The organism is Bacillus sp. iso_77 (genome assembly GCF_056173625.1).
In genome coordinates, this window is the sequence record NZ_CM149683.1 from 891,337 (window position 1) to 904,262 (window position 12,926).

Annotated in this window: 14 protein-coding genes, 1 tRNA gene and 1 pseudogene; 15 read left to right on the forward strand and 1 reads right to left on the reverse strand. The window is 39.8% G+C overall.

The window, feature by feature from the left end:
• Positions 1–16 precede the first annotated feature (16 nt).
• The 12 genes and pseudogenes from AC0VYC_RS04480 (at position 17) to AC0VYC_RS04535 (ending at position 9,283) form a co-directional block, all read left to right on the forward strand.
• Positions 17–172: an FbpB family small basic protein gene (locus AC0VYC_RS04480; RefSeq protein WP_096881167.1), complete on the forward strand. Its 156-nt coding sequence runs from the start codon at positions 17–19 to the stop codon at positions 170–172.
• Between the two features lie 162 nt (positions 173–334).
• Positions 335–1,102, forward strand: coding sequence for an ABC transporter ATP-binding protein (locus tag AC0VYC_RS04485; RefSeq protein WP_475389541.1), 768 nt, complete (start codon positions 335–337; stop codon positions 1,100–1,102).
• A gap of 14 nt (positions 1,103–1,116) precedes the next feature.
• Positions 1,117–2,105, forward strand: a pseudogene (locus AC0VYC_RS04490) (aliphatic sulfonate ABC transporter substrate-binding protein).
• Between the two features lie 44 nt (positions 2,106–2,149).
• Positions 2,150–2,938 (forward strand): ABC transporter permease, encoded by a 789-nt coding sequence (locus AC0VYC_RS04495; RefSeq protein ID WP_277519285.1) that lies wholly within the window; start codon positions 2,150–2,152, stop codon positions 2,936–2,938.
• 14 nt (positions 2,939–2,952) lie between these two features.
• Positions 2,953–4,095, forward strand: a complete 1,143-nt coding sequence (gene ssuD, locus AC0VYC_RS04500) for an FMNH2-dependent alkanesulfonate monooxygenase (RefSeq protein WP_047947124.1) — start codon at positions 2,953–2,955, stop codon at positions 4,093–4,095.
• Positions 4,096–4,636: 541 nt separating this feature from the next.
• The gene (locus AC0VYC_RS04505; RefSeq protein ID WP_003211695.1) at positions 4,637–4,849 is read left to right on the forward strand and encodes a hypothetical protein; all 213 of its coding nucleotides are present in this window, start codon (positions 4,637–4,639) and stop codon (positions 4,847–4,849) included.
• A 115-nt stretch (positions 4,850–4,964) separates the two neighbouring features.
• Positions 4,965–5,711 (forward strand): ABC transporter ATP-binding protein, encoded by a 747-nt coding sequence (locus AC0VYC_RS04510; protein ID WP_008349096.1) that lies wholly within the window; start codon positions 4,965–4,967, stop codon positions 5,709–5,711.
• Positions 5,689–7,155 (forward strand): hypothetical protein, encoded by a 1,467-nt coding sequence (locus AC0VYC_RS04515; protein WP_019743966.1) that lies wholly within the window; start codon positions 5,689–5,691, stop codon positions 7,153–7,155. The genes AC0VYC_RS04510 and AC0VYC_RS04515 overlap by 23 nt, the downstream gene beginning before the upstream one ends.
• A complete protein-coding gene (locus tag AC0VYC_RS04520; protein ID WP_138278312.1) occupies positions 7,139–8,044 on the forward strand; it encodes a PqqD family protein in 906 nt (301 codons plus the stop codon). Before AC0VYC_RS04515 ends, AC0VYC_RS04520 begins: the two co-directional genes overlap by 17 nt.
• Positions 8,041–8,322, forward strand: a complete 282-nt coding sequence (locus AC0VYC_RS04525) for a hypothetical protein (RefSeq protein ID WP_008349089.1) — start codon at positions 8,041–8,043, stop codon at positions 8,320–8,322. Before AC0VYC_RS04520 ends, AC0VYC_RS04525 begins: the two co-directional genes overlap by 4 nt.
• A 79-nt stretch (positions 8,323–8,401) precedes the next feature.
• Positions 8,402–9,082 carry a hypothetical protein gene (locus AC0VYC_RS04530; protein WP_047947127.1) on the forward strand — a complete coding sequence of 227 codons (681 nt, stop codon included), beginning with the start codon at positions 8,402–8,404 and terminating at the stop codon, positions 9,080–9,082.
• Between the two features lie 127 nt (positions 9,083–9,209).
• Positions 9,210–9,283: transfer RNA gene (locus tag AC0VYC_RS04535), tRNA-Gly, on the forward strand.
• Positions 9,284–9,379: 96 nt separating this feature from the next.
• Here the strand turns inward: AC0VYC_RS04535 and AC0VYC_RS04540 are convergent.
• Complete coding sequence (locus AC0VYC_RS04540) at positions 9,380–9,976, reverse strand: hypothetical protein (RefSeq protein WP_082515502.1); 597 nt, start codon at positions 9,974–9,976, stop codon at positions 9,380–9,382.
• Between the two features lie 83 nt (positions 9,977–10,059).
• On the opposite strand from AC0VYC_RS04540, the gene queG reads away from it, so the two are divergent.
• The 3 genes from queG (at position 10,060) to trmL (ending at position 12,689) form a co-directional block, all read left to right on the forward strand.
• Positions 10,060–11,208: a tRNA epoxyqueuosine(34) reductase QueG gene (gene queG, locus AC0VYC_RS04545; protein WP_041093435.1), complete on the forward strand. Its 1,149-nt coding sequence runs from the start codon at positions 10,060–10,062 to the stop codon at positions 11,206–11,208.
• Between the two features lie 61 nt (positions 11,209–11,269).
• Positions 11,270–12,172, forward strand: coding sequence for an amidase domain-containing protein (locus AC0VYC_RS04550; protein WP_056705061.1), 903 nt, complete (start codon positions 11,270–11,272; stop codon positions 12,170–12,172).
• A 43-nt stretch (positions 12,173–12,215) separates the two neighbouring features.
• Entirely contained in the window at positions 12,216–12,689 is a 474-nt protein-coding gene (gene trmL, locus AC0VYC_RS04555; protein WP_003211950.1) for a tRNA (uridine(34)/cytosine(34)/5-carboxymethylaminomethyluridine(34)-2'-O)-methyltransferase TrmL, read from the forward strand.
• Positions 12,690–12,926 lie beyond the last annotated feature (237 nt).

Consider the following 12,926-nt stretch of genomic DNA (forward strand, 5'->3'; position numbering starts at 1 on the left):
AGGAGGGAAGCTGAAGATGGAGAAAAAGAAAAAACGAAAAAAATACAGAAAACATTTGGATATCACATTAGACATTTTGATTGAGCGGAACAAATATGAGATTTACAGCAATCAAGAACGAATAGAAGAAATTTACGAGCGTATTGATGAAAAGCATACAAGGTCGAAATAACCATTTTATAAAATATAGTTGATTTATAGGAATAATATGATTTAGGATGGTGCTAACAACTCAATATGAATAGCTGATCGGACAACACGAAGGCTCTTATCTCTCTTTTGGGATAAGGGCTTTTCTGTGTATTTATCTGATGACAAGAGGAGTGAACTTGCAATGACTATTTCCATTGATATTGTGGATAAGTCTTTTTGGAAAGACAAACAAACCATTCAAGTGCTTGAAGACGTAAGACTCACCATCGTTCCTGGTGAATTCGTGACGGTGATTGGTCCGAGCGGATGCGGGAAAAGTACATTGCTGAAGATGATTGGAGGCCTTGATACAGATTATGATGGGCAGATCGTGATAGGAGAAAGGCGTGTGGTAGAACCAGGAATGAAACAGGGCTTTATCTTTCAAGAGCATCGCTTGTTTCCATGGCTGACGGTCGAAGAAAATATCGCTGCCAATTTCAATTTAAAACAGGCGTCTGTTCGCCGCAAAGTGGATGAATTAATTGAAATTGTTCGGTTAAAAGGTTTTGAACACGCCTATCCACATGAGCTTTCAGGCGGGATGTCACAACGTGTTGCTATTGCAAGAGCACTCCTGCGTGATCCGGAGATTTTATTGCTTGATGAACCTTTTGGTGCGCTAGATGCATTTACACGGAAACACTTACAGGATGTACTGCTGGATATTTGGCAGGAGAAAAGAACAACGATGGTGCTTGTCACTCATGATATTGACGAATCCATTTATTTAGCCAATGAAATTGTGCTGTTACAAGCAAGACCCGGTCGAATTCATAAAATCCTTCCCGTGAACTTACCATTCCCGCGGAATAGAACGTCAACAGCTTTTCAGAGCTTAAGACAAAAGGTGCTTTCAGAATTTGATAAAACAGATGAGCTGTTACTGACGAATGGCTCAGGAATTTAAGGAGGTCAAATTGAATGAAAAGGCAAAAAAGGATCGTTCTCTTTCTGGGTATCCTCCTTGTATTAGCTGGGTGTGGTCAAGCAGCGAATGGATCAGAAGACAAGCCGAAAGAGATTCGGATTGGGATTCAGCAAAGTCTAAGCCCACTTCTTTTAGCAAAGGAAAAAGGGTGGTTTGAGCAATCATTTGAAAAAGAAGGTGTGAAAGTCAAGTGGGTGGAGTTCCAAAGTGGTCCTCCCCAATTCGAAGGACTCGCCGCCAATCAATTAGATTTTTCACAGGTTGGTAATTCACCTGTTATAGCTGGTCAGGCAGCAGGTATTGATTTTAAGGAAATTGGTTTATCTCAGGATGGGTTAAAGGCGAATGGGATTTTAGTGAATAAGAACAGTGAGATTCAAAAAGTAGAAGATTTAAAAGGAAAAAAAATCGCCGTTGCCAAAGGAAGCAGTGGTTTTGACTTTTTATACAAAGTATTAGATCAGGCTGGTTTATCTGCAAAGGATGTTCAGATCATTCAGCTTCAGCCGGATGAGGCAATATCTGCGTTTGAAAATGGATCAGTTGATGCTTGGTCGATTGGGAGCCGTTCTTATCACTTGAAACGATAGAAAAGGGAGCAAAGCTACTGGTTAATGGAGAAGCGACCGATTTATATTCACCTGGATTCACACTTGTCAGATCCAAGTTTGCCGATGAGTACCCTGAACTAGTGGTGCAATTTTTAAAAGTATATGACAAAGCGGTGAAATGGCAGAAAGACCATCAACAGGAAGCCATTACACTTTATGCTCGTTTGAAACAATTAGATCAGAAGGTGGTGACACAAGTATTAAACAATACAGAGCCGCTCAATGAGCCCATTTCTAAGAAGATCATAAACGCTCAGCAGCATACAGCTGATTTTCAATATCAAACAAAGGCGATTCAGCGGAAGATTGATGTCAATCAGGTGGTAGATAATTCGTTTATTGAAAAAATGCTGAAAGAGGAGAAGAGTTGATGAAAGCTGCATCTAACCCAGCCCTTGTGACTAAAACTGAGCGAATGAAGAAAAAAAGGAGAAAAGCTTCATCCTTCATCATGTTAAAAGGACTTGTATTACCTACTTTACTCATTGCGATTTGGCAGGGAGCTGCTGCTTCCCAAATCGTTTCTTCTACTGTACTACCTGCACCCACTGTCATTGCGGAATCTTTTCGTGAGTTGATTCGTTCCGGTGAGCTGTTTGGCCATCTTTACATCAGTCTCTACAGAGCAATATGCGGGTTTTTACTTGGGGGAGGTTTAGGACTTGCGATGGGTCTGTGTGTCGGTTTTTCTAGGAAAACCGAGCAGTATGTAGATCCGACCTTGCAAATGCTGAGAACAGTTCCTCATTTAGCGGTGACTCCTTTATTTATTCTTTGGTTTGGTTTTGATGAATCAGCGAAAATTTTATTGATTGCACTTGGGGCTTTTTTTCCGATCTATATCAATACTTTTCTAGGAATTCGCAGTGTAGATAACAAGCTTTTCGATGTGGCTCGCGCTTTAGAGTTTAATCTGTATCAAAATATCACAAAGCTCATTTTACCTGCTGCCCTTCCTCATATTCTTCTGGGCGTGAGGCTTTCATTAGGCATTGCCTGGCTTGGTTTAGTGGTGGCTGAATTGATGGGGTCGAGTAGTGGAGTTGGCTACATGATTATGGATGCAAGACAATTCTCGCAAACGGATAAAGTGTTTGTAGGGATTATCATCTTTGCGGTAGTTGGTAAGATGACTGATTCATTTGTACGGCTGTTAGAAAAGCGACTGCTCAAATGGCGCACAAGTTATCAAGGTGAAAAATAATAGGAGGCGATATGATGAATATTCTATGGTTTATTCCAACGCATGGGGATGGGCGTTATTTAGGATCTTCGAAAGGGGCAAGACAGGCAGACTATCCGTATTTTAAACAAATTGCTCAAGCTGCCGATCAGCTTGGGTACACAGGGGTCTTGCTGCCTACTGGTAGATCTTGTGAAGATCCATGGCTGACAGCGGCCGCTTTAGCTGCAGAAACAACCCATTTAAAGTTTCTTGTGGCTCTTCGGCCAGGGTTGATGCAGCCATCTGTTGCTGCTAGAATGACCTCCACATTTGATCGGCTTTCAGGCGGGAGACTGCTGATCAATGTTGTAGCGGGAGGAAGTAAAGAAGAACTTGAAGGAGACGGGCTATTCATTTCTCATGATGAACGCTATGAGGCAGCAGAAGAATTTTTGACCATCTGGAAGAGGTTATTGAAAGGAGAGAATGTTCAGTTTCAAGGGAAGCATCTGCAAACACAAAATGGACGGCTGTTATTTCCACCAGCTCAAACACCACATCCACCCGTTTTTTTTGGAGGATCATCAGAAGCAGGCATTCAAGCCGCTGCAAAACATACAGATGTTTATTTAACTTGGGGCGAGCCGCCTGCACAAGTAAAAGAGAAAATCGCACAAGTGAAAAAGCAGGCTGAAAAGGAGGGAAGAACGGTGAGGTTTGGTATTCGACTTCATGTGATCGTGAGGGAAACGGAAGATGAAGCTTGGCAGGCAGCGGAACATCTGATTCGTCATTTAGATCAAGAGACTATTGATGATGCGCAAAAGACTTTACAAGGGATGGACTCAGTAGGGCAAAAACGAATGGTTGAATTACATCAAGGGAATAAAGAGAAGCTTGAAATTAGCCCTAATCTTTGGGCGGGCATTGGCTTAGTTAGAGGCGGGGCAGGAACAGCGCTCGTCGGGGACCCGCATACAGTAGCAGAACGTATAATAGAATATCAGTCTCTAGGTATTGATACATTTATCTTTTCTGGTTATCCGCACTTAGAAGAATCTTATTATTTAGCAGAACTTGTTTTCCCGCTTCTCCCATTTAAAAGAAATGGTGATGCAGGACCACACGTTCCTGCTGGTGAAATTATTGGGAACAATTACTTTCCTGATACAGCCTCTGCTGCAAGTTCCTCATAAATGAAAGCAAAGCAGTCATACTTGTCGGGCTGCTTTGCTTTTTTTATAGAAAGAGAAGCAAGTAAAATGATATGTGCTGTGGAAGAAGGCAAGGGCTTTTTTCCCAACAGTTTTTCTTGTATATACATATTTTAAGAGACAAGAGAAGAAGGAAAATATGCTCACTCTTTTGTCGGAATTATCAGTTAATATGTCGTATTTGATGTGTTAACGACATATAATTAGGACTTTTATATCTGATATATCGGGGGAATTCTTTCTATCTCAAAAAAATGAAAGATTAAATAGAAGAGATGATGAAAATGAACTATTTGAAAAAAGGCAGAAAAAAGATGGATTTATTGACAATATATGGGTTTTGTGGTTCTTATGTTGTGGTGAAAAATAGTAAAAAAGGGAGTATTTATACAGTTGAACATGAATAATTGAATAAAAAGTCACATTTTACACGAAAATACGTTCGGTCAAAAATGGGATCTTCTGTTGATGTTTGGAGTGTGACGCCTATGATACGATCATCATAAGCTGGGAGGTGAAAAGTATGACTTATGCAGCGCCGCAAGTTGACTATTCCACTATGGAACCTGCTATTATGGACCAAGCTTGGTTCTTAGTATTTGTTGCTGTCCTTCTTGGATTGGGAGCAACAGTTGTTCTAGGAGCAGCAGTTTGGTGTTTAGCAAACGGCAAGGGTAGCTTTACAGGAGCCGTTCAGTGGGAAAGTGGCTTAAAAGTCCAAATTGAATGTAAGTAGCTATACTTAGGATTCATCTTTTTACTTCTTAGATAAGACACCAGGGCTAAACCGTCTGTGGCGGGCGGTTTAGCCTGATCTGTTTTTAAAGAATATGCAGACACTTGGAGGTTATATGTTTACGATCGAGAATTTAACCAAGACGTATAAAAATAACGTGACTGCTGTCAATGATTTTCATTTGAAAATTGCCCCTCATCAAATCGTTGCTGTGGCTGGACCAAATGGATCCGGTAAAACAACGATGATTAACTGTGTACTCGGCATCATTAAGCATACAGAAGGAACCATTCATATCAAGGATGTCACAAATGATGATCCATCCTTTAAAAAACAAGTCGCCTATGTTCCAGATGATCTGCTGCTCCCTGAAGCATTGACTGGTGCTGAATATTTAGATTTTGTTTCTTCTATGTATGAATGTAAAACAATTCAAAGAAGAAATCAACTAATTGAATTGTTTGATATGGAATCAGCTTTATCAAGACCGATTGAAACCTATTCCCATGGAATGAAAAAAAAGACACAGCTGATTGCTGCCTTTATGCTTGAGAGTCAATTAGTGATCATGGATGAGCCCTTTAGAGGACTTGATATTGAAGCGGTTATAAACACAAAGAAACTGATGAAACGTTATGCCGAGCACCATGGTGCAATCTTGCTTTCAACGCATGATATGCTTTCAGCGGAAGAGCTGTGCCACAAGATCGCCATTATTTCTAAAGGAAATAAAATGGATGAAGGGACGGTTTCAGCCTTAAAAGAAAAGTATCAATCAAGCACATTGGAACAGGTGTTTCTGAAAGCTTCAATGTTAAGTGATAGGGGTGCACATTTTGATGAAATCATTAATCATTTCTAAAATGATGCTTAAAATGTGGCAGCAGGAGATGTATAAGCTCTTTGATACTCAAACGAAGCGAATCATTGTGGTCTTATTCTTTTTGTTTGCAGTCACAATGGGAGCCATCATCGGATACAGTTTTACGGGTGTCTTTATGAAGGCTTTCTTAAATGGAGATGAACGTTCACTTGGGTTGTTGGTTGTGTCGATGGCAATCAATGCATCCATTTTTACAAGCTTGTTATTTGTGCTGATCAAAGTCAGAACACCTGAACAAGATCGTTTTTCTATGCAGCTCAGCTGGTTTCCGCTGTCTACCTTTCAAAAAAGTCTTGGTTACTTCATTCCGATGGTGACAGTCGTGACAGGGCTTGTTTTATTTTTCATCGGGATCTTGCTTTTACCTAATTTTATTGCACAAGGGATCGGTATTTTCTTTATTCTTACATTCTTTTTGATGGTGCTTTTGCAATCGCTCTTTGTCTTAACACTGCTTCAGCTCATTTACAACGTGACTTATTTACTCGTACTAAAATTAAAATTACCGTTGCAAAAATTTGCAGCGATATTTGTTTTATTAGCGCTAGTTGTAGCGTATGGAATGACACATTTCGACATCAATCAAATACAGCAATCATATGTACAGTTTGATTATCATTTGATGTATTTTACAGCGCCGTTTTTCTTAGCGGCACAAGGGATGTCTCCTGACGGGGTGAATTATGCGATTTTGATCCTCTTCATCTTATTATCTGCGGGAGGCGCATTTATTTCTCTTGCTTTAATGCCAATTATGGCTGAGAAAAAAGCGTTAACCTTTCTGCACAAACTACCATTTTCATCTTCGAAAAAGTGGTCACTCATTGTAAAGGAAATAAAGTCACAAGTGAGAAATGAAGAAAATATTTTAAACTTTCTCATCCTCCTTATTGTCATTTTATTTGTCCGTTATCAGTTTGCCTTCCGCTTTGAAGGAGAAGCTTTTTTTGTCTTATGTGCGCTAGCTGGGTTAACAGCTTTTAATTCATTTGGCAATGACAAACGTATGCTTGGGATGTATAAAACGTTTGGTCTAAGGCCGTGGGAAGTGGCTCTTTATAAGTTTCTCGGACTTTTGCTCGTTGGTGTGATCCAAATTGTTTTATTTATGATCACAACACTGACGCTCCCGGATCAGATATGGATCGTGTTGATTGGCGCTGCTGTCTTGTGTAATGCAACGGCTCTCTTTTATGTGGTAGGTATTTTATTACCCCTTGATCGAAATAATCCTTACACAGGTATTTTCTCGTTTGGAGCGCTTATTTTAATCATGATTCCGATTGTATTTATTGGAAATTATGTGATAGGGGAATCGAGTCAAATGCTTCAGTGGCTGCTTGTGGCAGGATTTGAATGTCTGCTCATCTTTGCCATATATAAAGGTTTTTCATGGAGGTATTCACATGATTCAACTTCTTAACAATAAGCTAAAGATTGAGCGGGTGCCGGCACTTGGGCCATATGTGACTTTACAAAAAAGGCATTTGACTGATACGCAGTACGGAAGCTCACTTCCAATTAACGAAAGTGCATATCATATGTTAACGAAAGTGGATGGTCAAAGGACAGAGGCGAGTATTACGGCAGAACTCGCCGATTTGTTTCAGGTCGATGAGTCTGTGATTGCCCGCGATTTTTATCAATTGATGATGGGGCTGAATCAGCATCACTTGCTGTCGATTCATTATCAATCGCCATATCGGACTGTCACAGCCTTCTGTCAATTTTTTAAGCAGTATCAAGTAAAGATGAAAGAGCGATTTGACTGCACGGGTCATTCATTTCTTCACATATTGGGTACGGCTCTGCTGATGGTGACGCGCAAAATCATCTTTTTCTGGGTGCTCTTTATGATCATGGCGGGAATCGCCTTTTTATTTATGCCTGATCCATCGATTGCAGCCATTGCGATTTATTTTACGATTATTTATTTTGGATTAATTACTGGAACTGCCTTGCATGAGGCGGCACATGGGTATGCACATCGGAAGTTCGCCGGCCGGGATGGTCCTCAAGGCTTTTTTGCGAGCGATATGATGTCTGTGAAATTTGTGAGGCCTGTTTTAGATCCGTTTCAGAAAAAACAGGTGTGGATTACACTGCTTGGTCCGCTTTTGCCGGGGCTCATTGGCGCAGCCGGAATCATTGTGACTGTTTTATTTCTAAAAGAAAATCCAATTTCGACAGGGTTTTTCATTTTTTCAATCACGTATTTTATTCAATTGCTCTACCTTCTTCCGTTTATGGGGGATGGTAAGTCTATTATGAAGCAGTTATTGCTTGGTGGAATGGGAGGACAACGATCATGAACGTTCAGGCAATGAAACAAGGTGCAATTGTTGGTAGTTTCCTAGGTTTCTTAGGCTTTCCGATGCTGACCATTGGTGTTCTGTTCTATCACTTATTTCAATCAAAAACAAATAATGAATTATTATTTAACAGTCTTGCTTTTGAGATGGAAGGTTCGTCTGCATTTACGTTCCAAATCAAACCAAACTTTTTTATTTATATGGTTGTCATTTTTGCTGTCAGTTTTCTCATTGTGGCATTCCTATCAGCCATGAAACAGAAAAAAGCGAAAGATTAGGAGAATACTCCTAATCTTTTTTTGTATAATCAACCAAATTTTAGTATAATAAAGAATAAAAATACTAAAGGGGATATCAATGATTAAGAAATGGAGCATTCTTTTATTTACTGTTTTTCTATTAGCAGGATGCGGCGAGAAGGCTGCAGAAACAACAACGACAGAGAAAACGGTCTCAGAAAAACCTGCAACAGAGAAAAATAAGGAAACAGCAACTCACGATGAAGTAACTGTCGAACCTATGAAACTAACAAAAAATGAAAAAAGTCTTTTGGAAGCATTATCAGATAAGCCGTTTGAAGCGATGACAGTGAAAGGACTAAAAGGCAGTAATAAAAGTGTATCCTTGATCGGTATGCATTACAAAGATGGACAATTATTAAAAGACGATACAAAAAAAATCACCATTGAGCTTCATCAAAATGGCGTCGATAACAGTGTGAATTTTATCTACCAGCTAGAAGATGAAAAAGATGATCTGTTAAAAGTAACGTATAGCTTATGGAAAGATAAAGAGCAAAGCGAACTAACGAAACTCTCGACTAGCATGGATTTCAAACAGGACGTGGGAGGAAACACAACGATATCAGCTTCAGATCTTTTTCACATGTCTCCTGGAGAGAAAAAATTAATTTCTACTACCATCACAACTGGATTGAACCATGAGTTTTCTGGTTTAACAGGTTCTGAAAAGAATCTGAAAGAGGAATTAAAAGATGTGAAGCAGGCTTATTTGGTGTATTTGCAGCTAGACAAATAACTATCGTAATATATATGGAGAATATGAAATTTTTTGACGAAAAATCTTCATATTCTCTTGACGAATTGTTAAGAAAGTTGTAACATAATAAAAGTCAACGCAATGATGTTGTCTTTAAAAGATTGATGCGGGTGTAGTTTAGTGGTAAAACCTCAGCCTTCCAAGCTGATGTCGTGAGTTCGATTCTCATCACCCGCTCCAATACATAATTTTGTTTATAACGCAGTATTTCGTTTCATAGATAAACGAAGTGTTGCGTTTTTTATTATGTCAGTATAATGTAAAAAGCACTGTGACCTACAGTGCTTTTTCAATGAGTTCATATTTACTTTCTCCACCATGTATTTGTATAAACATCTTCGTCAAGGATTGTATAAGTGCCTCACTCTTTTCCCGGGAAATAGCTGGTGGGAAGAGAATGATTTGAAGAATGCTTTTTGTGTCTTGAGAAATTTGAGCTTTACTTGCTTGAGAAAATAACCCTTTAAGCTCTGCGCCATCCTGCCATTCAATATGACCAGTTTCATTTTTGGATAATGAAAGAGGCCCTTTCAATTGATCGGCATCTAATGTAAGGATAGGCAAGAAATATTTTAATGAAAAAAATATCGACAAATCCTGTACGGAATTGGTCGAGTCAATAAATTGTTCTTTTTGAATATCAGCAAGAAGCGGAAGAAAGGGGACACCTTCTAGAAGATTCGTCCATTCTTTGATCGCTGGTACTTCTTCCAAAGTTTGATCTTCATATTCAAAAAACAAAGATTCTTGAAACAGTCGCAGTCGGCCTTTTAACATTTGAGGGGATTTTCCTATCTCAATATGTGAATATTCAATCTGTCCAACATGGATAGACGGGCTTTGAGGTTGGGAGATTTTCATTTGTATCTTCACAGTGACTCACTCCAATCGGTCATGATACACTCGTATTATACTGAAAACAACTGAAGAAACAAAGAAAGGAGGTTTGCAAGGTGATTCATGTTGGACAATTAAAAGAAGAGTTAATTCAATATGCGAATGAAATTGGTGTCGATAAAATTCGATTTGCAAGTGCTGATACATTTGATTCATTAAAGGACCGCCTCATCTTACATGAATCGTTAGGGTATTTGTCCGGTTTTGAAGAGCCTGATATCGAAAAACGAACAAATCCTGCTTTGCTGCTTCCAAAAGCAAAATCAATTGTCGCCATTGCGCTCGCATACCCTTCCAAAATGAAAGATGCTCCCCGAAGTACAAAGGATGCCAGAAGAGGGATTTTTTGCAGGGCTTCATGGGGAACTGATTATCATGTTGTGCTGAAAAAAAAGCTCGACATGCTTGAAGAATTTTTGCGCAGTAAACACGAAGATATTCGGACAAAATCAATGGTGGACACAGGTGAATTGTCTGACCGTGCTGTAGCCGAACGTGCTGGCATTGGCTTTAGTGCAAAGAACTGTATGATTATCACACCAGAGTTCGGATCTTATGTCTATTTGGCTGAGATGATTACAAATGTTCCATTTGAACCGGATGAGAAAATAGAAGACCAGTGCGGAACTTGTAATAAATGTGTGGATTCATGCCCAACGGGTGCTCTTGTGAATCCAGGCCAGCTCAATTCTCAAAGGTGTATTTCGTTTTTAACACAGACAAAAGGGTTTTTACCTGACGAATTTCGCTCGAAAATAGGGAATCGGTTGTATGGATGTGATACGTGCCAAACGGTCTGCCCAATTAATAAAGGGAAAGACTTTCATCTACATCCTGAAATGGAGCCGGACCCTGAAATTGCAAAGCCGCTCTTAAAGCCACTGCTGACAATCAGCAATCGTGAGTTTAAAGAGAAGTATGGTCATGTTTCTGGATCATGGCGAGGGAAAAAGCCTATTCAGCGGAATGCCATTTTGGCACTTGCTCACTTTAAAGATGCATCTGCTTTGCCAGATTTGGTTGACCTGATGCATAAAGATCCAAGACCGGTCATTCGAGGCACGGCTGCTTGGGCAATCGGTAAAATTGGCGATGGTCAGCAGCTTTCAGAACTGGAAAAAGCCCTTGAGCGGGAAAGTGATGAAGAAGCAAAACAAGAGATCATCAAAGGGATTGAATTGTTACAAACACCTTTAAATACTAAATAACCTCCCATTGAACATAGAATGAACCAAACAGAGATGTTAAAAAAAGTTTGGTGGTGTCTGTGTGAAACAATTATTAGAACAAACGTTAGAAGACAGACTGGCATATTTATTAAATGGCAGTACGATCAAACAACCCCAGCTGATGTCTGATGTGGACGCTGTGGAGCGAAAGAAAGAGCTGTTTGCAAGAAGACAAGTTGAGATTGTCAAGGCGAAAGCAAAAGCAAAACTTCTCGATTCAGCTATTCAAGATGATGGAGCTCAGCAAGTACAATATCTCGCGCACCTCACTTATGTCTGTAAGGATATAGACGATTCTTTTTATTTAGAGGAACAGGTTGAGAAAAGAGAAGCGTTTCTTTATAACGACATGCTTGTGAAAGATCGGATGATGTTAGAAGAACGACAAAAGGAAGGTCAGGTGGATGAGCGCTTCCAAAATGAAGACCAATTTGGAAGAGCTTTTCACTATGACCGGCGTGCAGCTGTTCAATATGCTGAGACGTATTGGAATAAACGGAATCCAGCCTATAAAAATTTTGAAGATAACTGTACGAATTTTATTTCACAATGTCTAAAAGCAGGGAATGCACCAACGAGAGGATATCCGAACCGTGGATCTGGCTGGTGGGTTCGTCCACATACATGGAGCTACAGCTGGACGGTGGCACATTCGATGAAAAATTATTTAACGAATTCCAAAGCGGGGTTGAGAGCGAAGAAGCTCAAGGAGCCGCAGGAGCTTCAAATAGGTGATGTTATTTGCTACGATTTTGAGGGTGACGGTAGGTATAATCATACAACCATTGTCGTTGATCATGATAAAGGCGGAATGCCTCTTGTGAATGCACAAACGTATGACAGTCGTATGCGTTACTGGTCGTATGAAGATTCAACGGCTTATACACCTAGTATTCGTTATACGTTTTTTCACATTTTGGACGATGCTCCGAAGGATAGTTAATGGTATAATGTTGAGCGGAAAAGAAAATTAGAGGTGAACTTTTTTGGGACTTCATGTCGTTTTATATCAACCAGAAATTCCAGCTAATACTGGAAATATTGCGCGAACATGTGCAGCAACAAATACAACACTTCATCTGATTCGTCCGCTTGGTTTTTCGACAGATGATAAAATGCTGAAGCGTGCAGGACTCGATTATTGGAAATATGCCAATGTCGTCTATCATGATTCATTAGATGAATTGTTTGAGGCTCATCCGAAGGGGCAATTTTTCTATATCACAAAGTTTGGGCAAAAGCCGCATACAACGTTCGATTACTCGCAGCTAGATGAAGACTACTTCTTCGTATTTGGCAGAGAAACGAGTGGATTGCCAAAAGATTTGATTGAACGGAATATGGATCGCTGTCTACGTTTACCAATGACAGAGCATGTTCGTTCACTGAATCTATCGAATACGGCAGCGATTCTTGTGTATGAGGCGCTTCGCCAGCAGCAATACCGAGATTTGATATAAGAACATGATAAAAAGCCGAGATCCCATCTCGCTTTCAGTGAATATGTAAGTGCTGAAAATATGAACGAAATGAAAAAGGATGTTCCGCTGATGGAACATCCTTTTTTTCATTTACCAGGCTTGCCTTCGTAGCCAGCTGTGAAAATGGATACTAAAAACGTAATGATGACGCCCATCATAATGACCGTTCTCATATAAGCTCCCCCTTATCCCTTTGTTCCTTCGTTGCCGGTTTCA

What these genes read in the sequence shown, in the direction of transcription:
- AC0VYC_RS04480 (WP_096881167.1), top strand. Translation starts at nt 17, where the DNA reads ATGGAGAAAAAGAAAAAACGAAAAAAATACAGAAAACATTTGGATATC.
- AC0VYC_RS04485 (WP_475389541.1), top strand. Translation starts at nt 335, where the DNA reads ATGACTATTTCCATTGATATTGTGGATAAGTCTTTTTGGAAAGACAAA.
- AC0VYC_RS04495 (WP_277519285.1), top strand. Translation starts at nt 2,150, where the DNA reads ATGAAGAAAAAAAGGAGAAAAGCTTCATCCTTCATCATGTTAAAAGGA.
- ssuD (WP_047947124.1), top strand. Translation starts at nt 2,953, where the DNA reads ATGAATATTCTATGGTTTATTCCAACGCATGGGGATGGGCGTTATTTA.
- AC0VYC_RS04505 (WP_003211695.1), top strand. Translation starts at nt 4,637, where the DNA reads ATGACTTATGCAGCGCCGCAAGTTGACTATTCCACTATGGAACCTGCT.
- AC0VYC_RS04510 (WP_008349096.1), top strand. Translation starts at nt 4,965, where the DNA reads ATGTTTACGATCGAGAATTTAACCAAGACGTATAAAAATAACGTGACT.
- AC0VYC_RS04515 (WP_019743966.1), top strand. Translation starts at nt 5,689, where the DNA reads ATGAAATCATTAATCATTTCTAAAATGATGCTTAAAATGTGGCAGCAG.
- AC0VYC_RS04520 (WP_138278312.1), top strand. Translation starts at nt 7,139, where the DNA reads ATGATTCAACTTCTTAACAATAAGCTAAAGATTGAGCGGGTGCCGGCA.
- AC0VYC_RS04525 (WP_008349089.1), top strand. Translation starts at nt 8,041, where the DNA reads ATGAACGTTCAGGCAATGAAACAAGGTGCAATTGTTGGTAGTTTCCTA.
- AC0VYC_RS04530 (WP_047947127.1), top strand. Translation starts at nt 8,402, where the DNA reads ATGATTAAGAAATGGAGCATTCTTTTATTTACTGTTTTTCTATTAGCA.